The sequence below is a fragment of the Cupriavidus sp. H39 genome, assembly GCF_050271075.1.
Lineage (GTDB): Bacteria > Pseudomonadota > Gammaproteobacteria > Burkholderiales > Burkholderiaceae > Cupriavidus > Cupriavidus necator_B.
This window is the reverse complement of record NZ_CP189848.1, coordinates 1,958,736-1,973,482: the sequence shown is the minus strand read 5'-3', so window position 1 is coordinate 1,973,482 and position 14,747 is coordinate 1,958,736. Positions and strand designations below refer to the sequence as shown.

Sequence of the window (14,747 nt, the reverse complement as noted above, 5' to 3'; positions counted from 1 at the left end):
CTCGCCCCCCGCCGAACCCCCGCGAGCCTTGACAGCAGGTTGGAATCACGCGCGCCTCGTGCGCACTGCCGTCGAAACGCGATGCACGAAGGAAACAGCAGTCAATGACAAGTGGCGCACAACGAACGGCAGCCAAAACACGAGCAGCAGCAGTCAAGGACACCGGCCAGGCCAGCGCGGCCGCGGCACACTCGGATCCGTCGGCCGAAGCCGCCGCACGCAGCCAGCAGCTGCGCGCGCTGATCCAGCTGGGCAGGCAGCGCGGCTACCTGACCCACGCGGATATCAGCGACCACCTGCCCGAGAACTTCACGGACACGGCCGCGATGGAAAGCATCGTCGGCACCTTCGCCGAGATGGGCGTGAAGATCTATGAGCAGACCCCGGATGCCGAGACCCTGCTGCTGAGCGACGGCCCGGCGGTGGCCTCCGACGAGCAGGCCGAAGAGGAAGCCGAGGTCGCGCTGGCGACGGTCGATTCCGAGTTCGGCCGCACCACCGACCCGGTGCGCATGTACATGCGCGAAATGAGCTCGGCCACGCTGCTGACGCGCAAGCAGGAAGTCGAGATCGCCAAGCGGATCGAGGACGGCCTGAACAACATGGTCCACGCGATCTCGGCGTGCCCGTTTACCGTCGCCGCGATTCTCGAGCTGTCGGAGAAGGTCGCCAGCAATGAAATCGGCATCGACGACGTGGTCGACGGCCTGAGCGACGAGAGCATCCCCGAGCCGGCGGCGGCCGGCGCGGACGACGCCGACGACAGCCCCATCGACAGCACCGACGAGGCCGACGAAGAGGCCGACGACACCGCCGATGAAGGCAGCGGCCAGCAAAGCGCCGAAGCCGACCTGGCCAGGCTGCGCGACGAATGCATGAAGCGCTTCGCGCGCGTCGCCGAGCAGTTCGAGCGCATGCGCGCCGAAAGCGAGGCCGGCGGTCCGGCATCGGCGGCGTTCGCGTCCGCGCGCGATGCGGTGCGCGAGGAGCTGCGCACGATCCGCTTTACCGCCCGCACCATCGAGCGCCTGTGCGCCAACGTCCAGGGCATGGTCGACGAAGTGCGCGTGATCGAGCGCCAGGTGGTCCAGCTGCTGGTCGAGCGCTGCGGCATGGAGCGCGAGGACGTCATCGCCCGCTTCCCCGGCAACGAGACCAACCTCGCCTGGGGCCAGGGCCTGGCCGCCGAAGCGCGCCCCTACAGCGCGGCGGTGGCGCGCGCGCTGCCGGACCTGGAAGCCCACCAGCAGAAGCTGATCGACATCCAGGCCCGCGCGGCGCTGTCGCTGCCCGAACTGAAGGCCGTCAACCGCAAGATGCTGGCCGCCGAGCGCCAGATGCGCCAGGCCAAGCACGAGATGACGCAGGCCAACCTGCGCCTGGTGATCTCGATCGCCAAGAAGTACACCAACCGCGGCATGCAGTTCCTGGACCTGATCCAGGAAGGCAACATCGGCCTGATGAAGGCGGTCGACAAGTTCGAATACCGCCGCGGCTGGAAATTCTCCACCTACGCCACCTGGTGGGTGCGCCAGGCCGTCACGCGCGCGATCGCCGACCAGGCTCGCACCATCCGCGTGCCGGTGCACATGATCGAGCAGATCAACAAGCTCAACCGCCTGTCGCGCGAGATCATGCAGCAGACCGGCAAGGAGCCCGATCCGGCGGTGCTGGCCGAGCGCCTGGACATGACCGAGGACAAGGTCCGCTCGATCATGAAGATCGCGAAAGAACCGGTGTCGATGGAGACCCCGGTGGGCGAGGATGGCGACACCAGCCTGGGCGACATGATCGCCGACTCGGACACCGCCACGCCCGCCGACGCCGCGCTGCAGGCCGGCCTGCGCGCGGTGGTGCGCGAGATGCTGGACGAGCTCTCGCCGCGCGAAGCCAAGGTGCTGCGCATGCGCTTTGGCATCGACATGTCGACCGACTACACGCTGGAAGAAGTCGGCAAGCAGTTCGATGTCACGCGCGAGCGGATCCGCCAGATCGAAAGCAAGGCGATGAAGAAGCTGCGGCACCCCAGCCGCGCGGACCAGTTGATCACCTATCTGCGCGACGCCTGAGCGGCCCCCCGCCGCCGCGCACAGAGGAGTGTTATTCATGCCTGACTCGAACCTCTCTTTCTTTGGCAGGCTCTCGCTTGCCCTGGGCACGTTCTTCGCCATCCTTGGCAACCCGGACCTGGCGGGCCGCGTCAAGCGACTGCGCGAAGGCGGGCCAGCTGCGCAGGCGGGCGCGGCCCCGGCACCTGCCCCCGCGCCGGTTGCCGCGCCGGTTTCGGAAAGCGCGCCCGCATTGAAGGAAGCCAGTCCCGTCGCCGCGCTCCAGCTGCTCGGATTGCTCCAGCGCGACGCGCGCTTTGTCGACTTCGTCGAGGAAGACATCGCGCGCTATGCCGACGCCGAGATCGGCGCCGCCGCGCGCCTGGTGCACGACGGCTGCCGCGCGGTGCTGCGCGAGCATTTCACCATCCGCCCGGTGCGCGAAGAAGCGGAAGGCAGCCGCGTGACGCTGGCCGACGGCTTCGACGCCAGCGCGATCCGCCTGACCGGCAACGTGGTGGGCAGCGCGCCGTTCCATGGCGCCATCAGCCATCGCGGCTGGAAGGTCGAGGAAGTGCGCCTGCCGCGCCTGGCCGAACGCCATGACGCCAGCGTGATCGCCCCCGCCGAGGTGGAGCTATGAGCGAGGCGCGCTATGCCATCGGCATCGACCTGGGCACGACCCATAGCGCGGTCTCCTATGTCGACCTGGCCGCCAGCGATGGCGAGAAGACCAGCCTGCACGTGCTGCCGATCACGCAGCTGACTGCGCCCGGCGCGGTCGAGGACCTCGACCTGCTGCCCTCGTTCCTGTACCTGCCGCACGCCAGCGAACTCGCGCCTGGCGACCTGAGCCTGCCGTGGAGCGCCGCGCGCGACTTCGCCGTCGGCGAGATGGCGCGCAGCCGCGGCGCGGGCACGCCGATCCGGCTGGTGTCCAGCGCCAAGAGCTGGCTGTGCCATCCCGGCGTCGACCGCCGCGCGGCGATCCTGCCTGCCGACGCGCCGCCCGAGGTGCTGCGCGTGTCGCCGCTGGAGGCTTCGGTACGCTACCTGACGCACCTGCGCGAGGCCTGGGACCAGGCCCACCCCGAGGCGCCGTTCAGCGCGCAGGACATCACCGTGACGATCCCCGCATCGTTCGATCCCGCCGCGCGCGAGCTGACCGCCGAAGCCGCCGCGGCGGCCGGCTATGCCCGCATGACGCTGCTCGAGGAACCGCAGGCCGCGCTCTACAGCTGGATCCAGAAGAGCGGCGGCCAATGGCGCAAGCAGGTCAAGGTGGGCGACATCATCCTGGTGGTCGATGTCGGCGGCGGCACCACCGACTTGTCGCTGATCGCCGTGATCGAGCGCGAAGGCAACCTGGAACTGCATCGCATCGCGGTCGGCGACCATATCCTGCTGGGCGGCGACAACATGGACCTGGCGCTGGCGCACGTGGTCGCGCGCAAGCTCGCCGCGCAAGGCACGCAGGCCGATCCGTGGCAGCTGCGCGCGCTGACCTATGCCTGCCGCGCCGCCAAGGAAACGCTGCTGACCGACCCGGCCACCGAGAGCGTGCCGCTGGTCGTGCCCAGCCGCGGCGCGAAGCTGATCGGCGGCTCGATCCGCACCGACCTGACCCGCGCCGAACTGACCCAGACCATCCTGGAAGGATTCTTCCCACAAGTCGACGCGTCGGCGCGCCCGGTCAGCCGGGCCCGCGCCGGCCTGACGCAGCTGGGCCTGCCCTATGCGCAGGATGCGGCCATCACGCGGCACCTGGCGGCGTTCCTGGGCCGGCAGGTGGCGGCGCTGGCCGACATCGAAGGCCTGCAGTCCGCGCAGCCGGAAGGCGCCACGTTGCTGCACCCCACCGCCGTGCTGTTCAATGGCGGCGTGTTCAAGTCGGGCCTGCTGGTCGACCGCATCCTGCAGACCCTCAACGGCTGGCTCGGCGCCGAAGGCGCGGCGCCGGCGCGCCTGCTCGACGGCGCCGAGCTGGACCTGGCGGTGGCACGCGGCGCCGCCTATTACGGCTATGTGCGGCGCGGCAAGGGCGTGCGCATCCGCGGCGGCACCGCGCGCGCCTACTACGTGGCGGTGGAATCGTCGATGCCGGCCGTGCCGGGCTTCGAGCCGCCGATCCAGGCGCTGTGCCTGGCGCCGTTCGGCATGGAGGAAGGCACCGAGGCCGAGCTGCCGCCGCAGGAATTCGGCCTGGTGGTCGGCGAGCCGGTGCACTTCCGCTTCTTTGGCTCGTCGGTGCGCCGCCAGGACCAGGTCGGCACCCTGCTGGACTACTGGGGGCCGGAAGAGCTGCAGGAACTGGAAGAAATCCAGGCGACCCTGCCCGCCGAGGGCCGTACCGCGGGCGACGTGGTGCCGGTCAGGCTGCATGCGCGCGTGACCGAGGCCGGCACGCTCGAGCTCGAGGCCGTGCCGCGCGGCAGCGGCGAACGCTGGAAGGTCCAATTCGACGTACGCGGCACTGCCGATGCCTGAAGCCGCGGCACCGGCGATGCAGCAATACGTCGTCGGCATCGACCTTGGCACCAGCAACACCGTAGTGGCCTATGCCAGGGCCGGGTCGGACGATATCCGCGTGTTCGACATCGACCAGCTGGTCGCACCCGGCGAGGTCGCGGCGCGCCCGCTGTTGCCGTCGGTGCGCTACCACGCGGCGCCGGGCGAGCTCAACGGCGATGACCTGCAGTTGCCCTGGCAATCGGCGGCAAGTGCCGCCGCGCGCCGGACCGTGTTCGGCCGGTTGGCGGCGACGCTGGGCGCGCAGGTGCCGGGCCGGCTGGTGGCCAGCGCCAAGAGCTGGCTGTCGCATGCCGCGGTCGACCGCACCGCGCCGATCCTGCCATGGGGCGGCGAGGAGGATCTCGACAAGATCTCGCCGGTGGTCGCCAGCGCCAGCTACCTCGGCTATGTTTGCGCCGCCTGGAACCACCGCTTCCCCGACGCGCCGCTCGAACACCAGGACGTGGTGCTCACCGTGCCGGCCTCGTTCGACGAGGGCGCGCGCGCGCTGACACTGGAAGCCGCGCGCCTGGCCGGGCTGCCCGCGCTGCGCCTGCTCGAGGAGCCGCAGGCCGCGCTCTACGACTGGCTGTTCCACCATCGGCGGACCCTGGACCAGGACCTGGCGCAAACCCGCCTGGTGCTGATCTGCGACGTCGGCGGCGGCACCACCGACCTCACGCTGATCTGCGTGGCGATGCAGGACGGGCAGCCGCAACTGACCCGCATCGGCGTGGGCAACCACCTGATGCTGGGCGGCGACAACATGGACCTGGGGCTGGCGCACCTGGTTGAAGCGCGGCTCGCGTCGGCCGGACCGGCGCAGCCACGGCTGTCGGCGGCCAGCCTGTCGCAGCTGGTCGCGCGCTGCCGCGCCGCCAAGGAACAGCTGCTGGGCGCGGATGCGCCCGATTCGGTCACGGTGACGCTGCTCGGCGCGGGCGCCCGGCTGATCGGCGGCGCACGTTCGGTGGACGTGACGCGGCAGGACGTCGAACAGCTGGTCGTCGACGGCTTCTTCCCCAGCGTGCCCGCCGGCGAACGGCCCGGGCGCGCGCGCGGCGCGATTGTCGAGTTCGGCCTGCCGTATGCGTCCGACCCTGCCGTGACCCGGCACGTGGCCGCCTTCCTGAGCCAGCACGCGGCGCAATCGCGCGCCGCACTTGACATCGCGGATACGCCAGAGCACGCGCTGCCGGTGCCCGATACCCTGCTGCTCAACGGCGGCGTGTTCCGCGCGCAGGCACTGGCCGACCGCCTCGCCGAGACGCTGGGGGGCTGGCGCGGCACGCCGCTGCAGGTGCTGCACAACGCCGATCCCGACATTGCCGTGGCCCGTGGCGCGGTCGCGTATGCGCGCGCACGCGCCGGCCAGGCGCCGCGTATCGGCGGCGGCTCGGCGCGCAGTTATTTCCTGGTGCTCGACGACGGCGCCGCGGGCCAGCAAGGGATCTGCCTGCTGCCGCGCGGCACCGAAGAAGGCCATGAGATCGCTCTCAACGACCGCACCTTCGCCTTGCGGCTCGGCCACCCGGTGCAGTTCCACCTGGTTTCGTCGGTGGCCGAGACGCCCTACCAGCCTGGCGCGCTGACCGACCTGGCTGGCGGCGACTTCGTGCGCCTGCCGCCGATCGCCACCGTGGTGCCGACGCGCGGCGCCGGTGGCCCGCGCGAAACGCCGGTGCAGATCACCACCGCGCTGACCGAGGTCGGTACGCTCGAGGTCCACTGCATCGACATCGAAGACACCGCGCGGCGATGGCGCCTGGAGTTCCAGCTGCGCGGCCACGATGCCCCGGCGGCAGCCGCCGCCCTCACCGCCGAGGCGGCACACCCATCGCTGCCGCAAGCGCTGGAGGTGATAGACCGAACCTTTGGCGCACGCTCGCAGGACGTCGGTCCCAAGGAGGTCAAGCGCCTGCGCGCGCAGCTCGAGCAGCTGCTGGGCGCGCGCGAGCAGTGGGACAGCGCGCTGCTGCGCGAGCTGTTCGGCGCCTTGTGGGAACGTGCCAAACGGCGGCGGCGCACGGCCGACCATGAGCGCGTCTGGCTGAACCTGGCCGGCTATTGCGTGCGCCCGGGCTTCGGCTACCCGCTTGACGAATGGCGCGTCGGGCAACTCTGGTCGCAGTACGACCAGGGCATCCAGTACGTGAACGAAAGCCAGAACTGGTCGGAATGGTGGACGCTGTGGCGGCGCGCCGCCGGCGGGCTGGACGAGAGCGCGCAGCTGCGCCTGCTGGAAGACATGGCCTTCTATTTGCAGCCGCCGGGCAGCGGCCGCTACAAGAAGCCGGCCGGACCGACCCGCGGCGGCTATGCCGACATGGTGCGCCTCGCCGGCTCGCTCGAGCGCCTGCCCGCCGACGCCAAGATCGAGCTGGCCGGATGGCTGCTGGCCCGGCTGCGCAAGCCCTCCGAGAACAACCAGGGCTGGTGGGCGGTGGGCCGCATCGGCGCGCGCATGCCGTTCTACGGCAGCGCGCACAGCGTGGTGCCGGCCGAGACCGCCGGCCCATGGCTGGACGCCATCCTTGCGCTCGACTGGAAAAAGGTCGAGCCGGCCGCGTTCGCCGCCGTGCAGATCGCGCGCATGACCGGCGACCGCACCCGCGACCTGCCGGACGAGATTCGCGCGAACGTGGTGCGCCGGCTGGAGGCTGCCAATGCGCCGCCAGCATGGATTGCAATGGTGCGCGAAGTGGTGGAACTCGATGCCGCCGACGAAGGACGGGTATTCGGCGAGGCGCTGCCTGCCGGCCTCAAGCTGATCGCGGGATAGGCCGGCAAGCCACGCATTTGCCACTTGCGGGCGCGACCGGGGCCGATGGCCTACGATGACGGTAGGTTCCCTGCCTGTCCCGTCGTGAAGCCGTCCGCGCCGCCTCCCTTCCGTTGCCTTGCCGCCCTCGCCCTGGCCTGGCTCGGCCATGCCGCCGCGGCCGGCGACGACGCCCGCTCGCCGCAGCGCGCCGATATGGTCACCGAGATTGCCGCAGTCGCGGCGGCCGCCGGCGCCCAGAGCGGCCGGCATGCGCTCGACCCGCGCGTGATGGCCGTCATGGGCCAGGTGCCACGCCATGAATTCGTGCCCGACCCGCAGAAGCCGCACGCCTATGAAAACCGGCCGCTGCCGATCGGCCATGGCCAGACCATTTCGCAACCGTATATCGTTGCGCTGATGACGGACCTGCTGCAGCTCCGGCCCGGCGACACCGTGCTCGAGATCGGCACCGGCTCCGGCTACCAGGCCGCGGTGCTGGGCGGGCTGGCGCGCGCGGTCTACACCATCGAGATCATCGAGCCGCTCGGGCGCCAGGCGTGCGAGCGCCTGACCCGGCTGGCCTACCGGCAGGTGGCGTGCAAGGTGGGCGACGGCTACTACGGCTGGGACGAGCATGCACCCTATGACGCGATCGTCGTCACCGCCGCGGCCAGCCACGTGCCGCCGCCGCTGATCCGCCAGTTGAAGCCGGGCGGCCGCATGGTGATCCCGGTGGGCGCGCAGTTCCTGACGCAGTATCTGCTGCTGGTCGAAAAATCCGCGGACGGCACCGTCAGCACCCGGCAGATCCTGCCGGTCCGCTTCGTGCCGCTGGTCGGCAAGCACTGAGGCGCGGCCCGCCGCCGGCCGGCTTACCCGATGCCACGCCCGCCGCTGTTTGCCCTGGCCTTGCTCTCCGCCGCCGCGCTGGGCTATGAAATCCTGCTGATGCGGCTGCTTTCCATCATCCTGTGGCATCACTTCGCCTACATGATGATCAGCGTGGCGCTGCTCGGCTACGGCGCCGCGGGGGCGCTGGTGGCACTGGCGCAGCCCACGCTGGTCCGGCATTTCATGCCGGTGTTTGCCGGCGGCGCGCTGCTGTTCGGCATCAGCGCCATGGCCTGCTTCGAGCTTGCACAGCGGGTTGGGTTCAACCCGCTGGAAATCCTGTGGGAGCCATCGCAGCCGCTGCGCCTGGTGGCGATCTACCTGCTGCTGTTCGTGCCGTTCCTGTGCGCGGCCACCAGCGTCTGCCTGAGTTTTGCCCGCTTTCCCCTGCAGGTGCCCCGCCTCTACAGCTTCGATATCCTCGGCGCCGGGCTGGGTGCGCTGGGCATCATCGCCGCGCTGTTCGTGCTCGATCCGATCGATGCCCTGCGCCTGGTCAGCATGGCAGGCATGACAGCCGCGGCGCTGGCCTGCATGGAATGCCGCGCGCATCGCCCCTGGCTGCCGGCACTGCTGCTGGCGGCGGCCATCGTGCCGGCGGCCATCCCCGGCGGCTGGATGGCGTTGCGACCGTCGGAGTACAAGGAACTGAGCCAGGTGCTGCGCATCGGCGACGCGCGCGTGGTGGCGCAGCGCTCGAGTCCGCTCGGCCTGGTCACGGTGGTCGAGAGTCCGTCGATCCCGTTGCGGCATGCGCCCGGGCTCAGCCTCAATGCCACGGCGGAGCCGCCGCCGCAACTCGCCGTGCTGACCGACGGCGATGGCCTGAGCGCGCTCAACCACTACGACGGCCGGCGCGAACCGCTCGCCTACCTCGGCGACCTGACCTCTGCCCTGCCGTATCACCTGCTGCAGGCGCCGCGCGTGCTGGTGCTGGGCAGCGGTGCCGGCGCCGACGTGTTGCAGGCGCTTTACCACGGCGCCAGCACGGTCGATGCCGTGGAGTTGAACGCCCAGGTGATCGGACTGGTGCAGGACCGCTTCGGTGCGTTCTCCGGCAAGCCGTACAGCGCGCCAGGCGTGCAGGTGCATGTCGGCGAGGCGCGGGGCTTCCTGGCCGCCAGCGACCGCCGCTACGACCTGATCCAGGTGGCGCTGCTGGACTCCTTCAGCACCTCGTCGGCGGGCCTGTATGCGCTCTCCGAAAGCTACCTCTATACCGTGGAAGCGTTCGCGGAATACCTGCGCCACCTGCGGCCCGGCGGCCTGCTGGCGATCACGCGCTGGGTGTCGCTGCCGCCGCGCGACATCCCGAAACTGTTTGCCACGGCCGTGGCGGCGATGGCGCGCGCGGGCGTACCCGAGCCGTCGCGCCGGCTGGTGCTGGTGCGCGGCTGGAAGACGGCTACGCTGCTGGTGAAGCACGGCGACTTCCTTCCCGCGGAAATCGACGCGCTGCGCGATTTCAGCCGGGCCCGCTCATTCGACGTGGAATACTATCCCGGCATCCGGCCGGGCGAGGCCAATCGCTACAACGTGCTCGACCAGCCCGACTTCTACGCGGCCGCGCAGGCCCTGCTTGGCCCTGAGCACGAACGCTTCCTGTCGCGCTACAAGTTCGACGTGCGGCCCGCCACCGACGACCGGCCGTACTTCTTTCATTTCTTCAAGTGGCGCACGCTGCCGGAACTGCTCGCGCTGAAGGCGCAGGGCGGGCTGCCACTGCTGGACTGGGGCTATCCGGTGCTGGTGGCCACGCTGCTGCAGGCCACGGCCGCGGCCATGCTGCTGATCGGCGTGCCGCTGCGGGTGCTGCGCCGGCGCCTGGCGTCCGGCGGCCAGGGTGCAGCGCAACTGCCCGTGCCGGCATGGCGCACCGGCTGCTACTTCGGCGCGGTCGGGCTCGGCTTCATGTTCGTCGAGATCGCCTTTATCCAGAAATTCATCCTGTTCCTGAGCCACCCGCTCTATGCCGTCGCGGTGGTGCTATGCGCGTTCCTGTGCTTTGCCGGGCTGGGCAGCCGCTATGCCCCGCGCCTGCCCGGGCGCGGCCGGCGCCAGGCGGCGCTGGCGATCGGCGGCATCTGTGCCGCGTCGCTGGTCTATCTTGCGGCGCTGCCACTGGTGTTCAGGCTGCTGATCGCATTGCCGGATCCCGCCAGGGTCGGCATCGCGGTGGCGCTGATCGCGCCGCTGGCCTTCCTGATGGGCATGCCGTTCCCGCTAGGCCTGTCCAGGGTCGCGGCACGCGACGGCACGCTGGTGCCGTGGGCCTGGGGCATCAACGCCTGCGCCTCGGTGGTGGCCGCGGTGCTGGCCACGCTGCTGGCGATCCACGCCGGCTTTACCGTGGTGGTGCTGGTGGCGTTGCTGCTGTATGTCGCCGCCGCGCTGGCGTGCCCCTGAGCGACGGGTGCGCTGCCGATGCGCCCGTGGCATCAGCCCCCGGCCGCATTGCCCTGGGGCGCGTGCAAGGGCGGCGGGTTCGGCCGGCGCGGCACGAAGCGGTGGCGGTCGATCTCGCCGCCGCGCGCCACCAGGATGGTGCCCTCGGGAATCTCCTCCCAGACCCCCTGCACGTCGATCAGCGGCTCCGACAGGACCAGGAAGGCGTCGTCGCCCGCCGCGGCGATGCGCGGGTCGTCCGGATAGAGTTCGCGCAGCTGCCGGAACGACGTGCTGTGGAACAGCGAACGCGAGTTGGTCTCGCTCGAATAGCGCACCGCGACGATCTGCTGGCCATCGGTCACGCAGACCGTCATGTTGAGCGGAAACTGCACGTCGTGGCGCTGCCCGACTTCCTCGATCAGCCCGGCCATCTGTTCCAGCGCGCCGACCGGATCGCGCTCCAGGCCAAAGCTCAGCGCCAGGAAGAACATCACCTCGGAATCAGTTGAGCCCTCGATCCAGCGAAACAGGTGCGGCGCCACCGCCATCATCAGGTCGCGCCGCACCAGCGGATAGTCGCGGATCAGGCCATTGTGGACGAACAGCCAGCGGCCGAAGCGGAACGGATGGCAGTTGGTTTCCTGCGTCGGCGTGCCCGTGGCCGCGCGCACGTGCGCGACGAACATCGGCGCGCGCACGGCGCGGGCGGTCTCGCGCAGGTTGGTGTCGCTCCACGCCGGGTGCAGGCAGCGGTAGCGGAACGGCACCTCGGCATGGCGCCCGTACCAGCCGACGCCAAAGCCATCGCCGTTGGTGGTGGTGTGGCCGAGCCGGGAATTCAGGCTCTGGTCGATCAACGAGTGTTCCGGCTGGAACAGCACCGTTTCCAACGCAACGGATCTGCCCGAGTAAGCCAGCCAGCGGCACATATTGCTCCTCCTTGTCCTTTGCGGGTGCGGCGCGGTGCACTACGCCCCCACTCCAGTTGTAGGACGGCGCGGCGCGAACGGCAAAGAAATGGTCCGTCAGGCACCTGCCGGTGACCTCGGCCATCTGCTGCTCAGGTGAAGCGGTAGGCCAGCGAAACGATGATCGGCCCCAGCACCGGCAGCAGCACATTGGCGATGGCATAGGTGATGGTGTAGCCCAGCAGCGGCACCGAGCTCTGGCTGGCGGCCAGGATGGCGCTGATAGCCGGGGTGCTGACATGCTGCCCGGCAATCGCGCCGAGCAGCAGCGGGCCTTCGATCCTGAGCAGCTTGTGCCCGATCCACAAGGACAGGCACGCCGGTCCGAGGGACACCGCCAGCCCGATCAGCGGCAGCACCGCGCCGTGCTCGCGGATCAGCGCGATCGCATCCGGCCCGGCGGACAGCCCGACGCAGGCGACGAACACCGCCAGGCCAAGGTCCTTCAGGATCTGCACCGCGGACGCGGGAAAGGTGCCGAGCGACGGTTTCCGCGAATGGATCCAGCCGAACACCAGCCCGCTCAGCAGCGCCCCGCCGCCGCTGCCCAGCGTGAGGTTCATGCCGCCCGCGTGCAGGCTCAGCGTGCCCACCAGCAGGCCGGCCAGGATGCCCGCGCACAGGAACACCAGGTCGGTCACCTCGGTGGCCTTGACCTCCACGCCGATGCCGCCGATGGCCTCGGACAGCGACGGCTCCAGGCCGACGACGGTGATCACGTCGCCCAGCTGCAGCGGCGTCGAGCGCGTGATCGGCAGCGACAGGCCCGAGCGCCGCACCTGCAGCACCCAGACCTCGCGCAGGCGCCGCGCGCCGGCCAGGCGCGCCAGTTCGCCGAGGGTCTTGCCGTTGACCCGGCGCCGGTTCACCACCACGTGCTTTTCCACCAGCTGGATGGCGTCCGTATGCGCTTCAGGCAGCAGCACTTCGGGCCCGATCAGCGTGGCGGCCTTCAGCAGGTTGCTGCGGATGCCGACCATGGCCAGGATATCGCCAGCCTGCACGGTATCGTCGTCGCCCAGCTCGATGCGGGCGCCATCCCGCAATACGATGACCACCGACGCCCGGCCGCCCACCTGTTGCTGCAACTGGCTGACCGTCATGCCAGCCGCCTGGTGGACCGAAAAGGCGCGCCCGGTCAGGCGCGGCAGCGCCGGCTGGGTGGCCACGTCGTCGTCGGACGCGGCCTCCATGCGGGCCGCGACCTCGCGCGCGGCCTTGCGCAGGTCGATGCCCAGCAGCGCCGGCGCGATCTGGCTGGTAAAGAACACGATGCTGATCAGCCCGACCAGGTAGGTCAGCGTATACGCGGTGGCGATATTGGCCTCGTAGCGGCCCACGGTGGCGGCGTCCAGGCCCAGGTGCTTCAGCGCTTCGGCGGCGGTGCCCACCACCGCCGATTCGGTCGCGGCGCCTGCGGCAAGCCCGGCGGCGGTGCCCGGATCAAAGCCCAGGTACGCCGCCGCGCCCAGCGCGATCGCCAGCACCACGACGGCCTCCACCAGCGGCAACACCATATAGCGCAGGCTCGAGCGATTCAGGTTGGCAAAGAACTGCGGCCCGCCGGAATAGCCCATGGCGAAGATGAACAAGGCAAAGGCCATGTCCTTCAGTTCGCCATGCATCTGGCAGCCGGTCTGGCCCATGAGCAGCGCGACGATCAGCGTGCCGCACACGCCCCCCAGCTGGATCGGCCCGACCCGCGCCTTGCCGACGAAGTAACCGAGTCCGACGGTGAGGAACAGCACCAGCAGCGGGTTGGCAGCAAAGAAATCAACGGTACAGGTCATCGGGGGCGCGGGTTGAGTGGAGGGGGAGCAGGAGGTCAGGGATTGAGCGGTGGCAGCGCCGGCCTGGCGTGCCGGCGGCGCGGCGTGGCCGCGATGGCGTGCCGCCCCAGCGCCTGGAGGAGCGGGCCGCCGTCCCAGGCGGCCAGGGCCCGGGCCGGCCCGTAAAGGTGGCGTTGCAGCCCGGTCACGGCTGCGGCCAGGCCGGCATCGCCGACCGCCTCGGCCCAGGCCGCGGGCGTGGTGCCGTGGACGGCACGGGTCCAGCCGTCGAGCGCCTGGCTGGCGGCGGCGGCATCGCCCGACCGGCAGGCCTGCAGCGTCGCCGCCAGGCGCGCGTCGGGGCGCTCGGCGCGGGTGTGCCGACGCGCGGCGCGCCGTTGTTGCAGGCGGGCCAGTCGCGGTCCTAGCCGACGCCACAGCGCAGCCAGCGCCGCGGCGGCGAGCAGCGCGCCCGCGGCCCACAGCAGCGTCCGCCACGGCCAGCCGCCCTCGCCGGGCAGCGCGCCGGCCGAGGGTCCGCCTGGCGCCAGCGCCCCGGCGTTGCGCGCGGCGGCCACCTCGATCTTCACCATCGGCGCCTCCGACGTGGCAGGCTGCCGCGTCGCGGGATCGACCCAGTCCATCGTGACCGCGGGCAGCGTATAGCTGCCGGGCCGCTCGAAGACATAGGTCAGCGTATCGATGCGCGTGCCGCCCGGCCCCGGCGCGGCATCCGCATGATCGGACAAGCGCGGATCCGCGCGGAACATGCGCACGCCGCGCGGCGCCGCGGCCTGCGGCGGAACGATCCTCATCGCCTGGGTCTGCGGCGCAAAGGTGGTGACGGTGCGCACCAGCGCATCGCCCGCGTGCAGCCGCACCACGCCGTGGTCGGGATCATGGTCCAGCGTTTGCGTCACGGTGAGCCGCGCCACCGGCAGCAACCGCCGGCCCGCGCTGCCGCCCGCGGCGGCGGTGCCGGTGCCCCCGGCGCCAGCCCGGATCGTGGTGACGGGCAAGGTGACACTGCCTTGGCGCGGTGCGCCGTCGTCGCCGGCGTAGGTAAATCGGATGACCACCGCCGGCAGCCGGAACTCGCCATCCTGCTCGGCGGTGAACGCATAGGTCTTGCGGATGCCCGCATAGACCACGCCGTCGATGGTCTCCGTGGAATTCAGTGCGCGCGCATCAGGCAGGGTGACGACGGCGCCCGGCACCTGCAGCGCCGGGAACGCCGGCGCCGACAGGAAGTAGTTGGGCGCCAGGATGGTGATGTCGATGCCGACTTGCTGCCCCACCAGCACCGGCTGCCGCGCACCCACTTCGACGCGCACGATGGGCTCCGCCGCCGCCCGCGCCAGCCACGGCCACAGCCACGCCGTCATCAGCAGGAGCAGAGGTGCAACCC

The 14,747-nt window shown here is 70.7% G+C and carries 9 protein-coding genes; 6 read left to right on the top strand and 3 right to left on the bottom strand.

What is annotated here, in order from left to right; translation table 11 throughout:
- The first annotated feature begins 104 nt into the window (after positions 1–104).
- From rpoD to ACOCMH_RS24505, 6 genes are all read left to right on the top strand, one after another.
- Complete coding sequence (gene rpoD, locus ACOCMH_RS24530; protein ID WP_427309500.1) at positions 105–2,069, top strand: RNA polymerase sigma factor RpoD; 1,965 nt, start codon at positions 105–107, stop codon at positions 2,067–2,069.
- Between the two features lie 37 nt (positions 2,070–2,106).
- Complete coding sequence (locus ACOCMH_RS24525) at positions 2,107–2,691, top strand: DUF2760 domain-containing protein (RefSeq protein WP_427309498.1); 585 nt, start codon at positions 2,107–2,109, stop codon at positions 2,689–2,691.
- Entirely contained in the window at positions 2,688–4,535 is a 1,848-nt protein-coding gene (locus tag ACOCMH_RS24520; RefSeq protein ID WP_427309496.1) for an Hsp70 family protein, read from the top strand. The genes ACOCMH_RS24525 and ACOCMH_RS24520 overlap by 4 nt, the downstream gene beginning before the upstream one ends.
- The gene (locus ACOCMH_RS24515; protein ID WP_427309494.1) at positions 4,528–7,341 is read left to right on the top strand and encodes an Hsp70 family protein; all 2,814 of its coding nucleotides are present in this window, start codon (positions 4,528–4,530) and stop codon (positions 7,339–7,341) included. The genes ACOCMH_RS24520 and ACOCMH_RS24515 overlap by 8 nt, the downstream gene beginning before the upstream one ends.
- A gap of 84 nt (positions 7,342–7,425) precedes the next feature.
- A complete protein-coding gene (locus tag ACOCMH_RS24510) occupies positions 7,426–8,172 on the top strand; it encodes a protein-L-isoaspartate(D-aspartate) O-methyltransferase (protein WP_427309492.1) in 747 nt (248 codons plus the stop codon).
- Positions 8,173–8,202: 30 nt separating this feature from the next.
- Positions 8,203–10,620 carry a spermidine synthase gene (locus ACOCMH_RS24505; RefSeq protein ID WP_427309490.1) on the top strand — a complete coding sequence of 806 codons (2,418 nt, stop codon included), beginning with the start codon at positions 8,203–8,205 and terminating at the stop codon, positions 10,618–10,620.
- A gap of 32 nt (positions 10,621–10,652) precedes the next feature.
- On the opposite strand, the gene ACOCMH_RS24500 is transcribed toward ACOCMH_RS24505, so the two are convergent.
- The 3 genes from ACOCMH_RS24500 to ACOCMH_RS24490 all read right to left on the bottom strand — a co-directional run bounded on the left by ACOCMH_RS24500 (position 10,653) and on the right by ACOCMH_RS24490 (position 14,724).
- Complete coding sequence (locus ACOCMH_RS24500) at positions 10,653–11,531, bottom strand: class II glutamine amidotransferase (protein WP_427309488.1); 879 nt, start codon at positions 11,529–11,531, stop codon at positions 10,653–10,655.
- A 131-nt stretch (positions 11,532–11,662) separates the two neighbouring features.
- Positions 11,663–13,360 carry an aspartate-alanine antiporter gene (aspT, locus tag ACOCMH_RS24495; protein WP_427309486.1) on the bottom strand — a complete coding sequence of 566 codons (1,698 nt, stop codon included), beginning with the start codon at positions 13,358–13,360 and terminating at the stop codon, positions 11,663–11,665.
- A gap of 35 nt (positions 13,361–13,395) precedes the next feature.
- Positions 13,396–14,724 (bottom strand): BatD family protein, encoded by a 1,329-nt coding sequence (locus ACOCMH_RS24490; protein WP_427309485.1) that lies wholly within the window; start codon positions 14,722–14,724, stop codon positions 13,396–13,398.
- Positions 14,725–14,747 lie beyond the last annotated feature (23 nt).

Excerpts from the sequence above, each read along its gene's own strand:
- rpoD (WP_427309500.1), top strand. The coding sequence starts at position 105 with ATGACAAGTGGCGCACAACGAACGGCAGCCAAAACACGAGCAGCAGCA.
- ACOCMH_RS24525 (WP_427309498.1), top strand. The coding sequence starts at position 2,107 with ATGCCTGACTCGAACCTCTCTTTCTTTGGCAGGCTCTCGCTTGCCCTG.
- ACOCMH_RS24520 (WP_427309496.1), top strand. The coding sequence starts at position 2,688 with ATGAGCGAGGCGCGCTATGCCATCGGCATCGACCTGGGCACGACCCAT.
- ACOCMH_RS24515 (WP_427309494.1), top strand. The coding sequence starts at position 4,528 with ATGCCTGAAGCCGCGGCACCGGCGATGCAGCAATACGTCGTCGGCATC.
- ACOCMH_RS24505 (WP_427309490.1), top strand. The coding sequence starts at position 8,203 with ATGCCACGCCCGCCGCTGTTTGCCCTGGCCTTGCTCTCCGCCGCCGCG.
- ACOCMH_RS24500 (WP_427309488.1), bottom strand. The coding sequence starts at position 11,531 with ATGTGCCGCTGGCTGGCTTACTCGGGCAGATCCGTTGCGTTGGAAACG.
- aspT (WP_427309486.1), bottom strand. The coding sequence starts at position 13,360 with ATGACCTGTACCGTTGATTTCTTTGCTGCCAACCCGCTGCTGGTGCTG.
- ACOCMH_RS24490 (WP_427309485.1), bottom strand. The coding sequence starts at position 14,724 with ATGACGGCGTGGCTGTGGCCGTGGCTGGCGCGGGCGGCGGCGGAGCCC.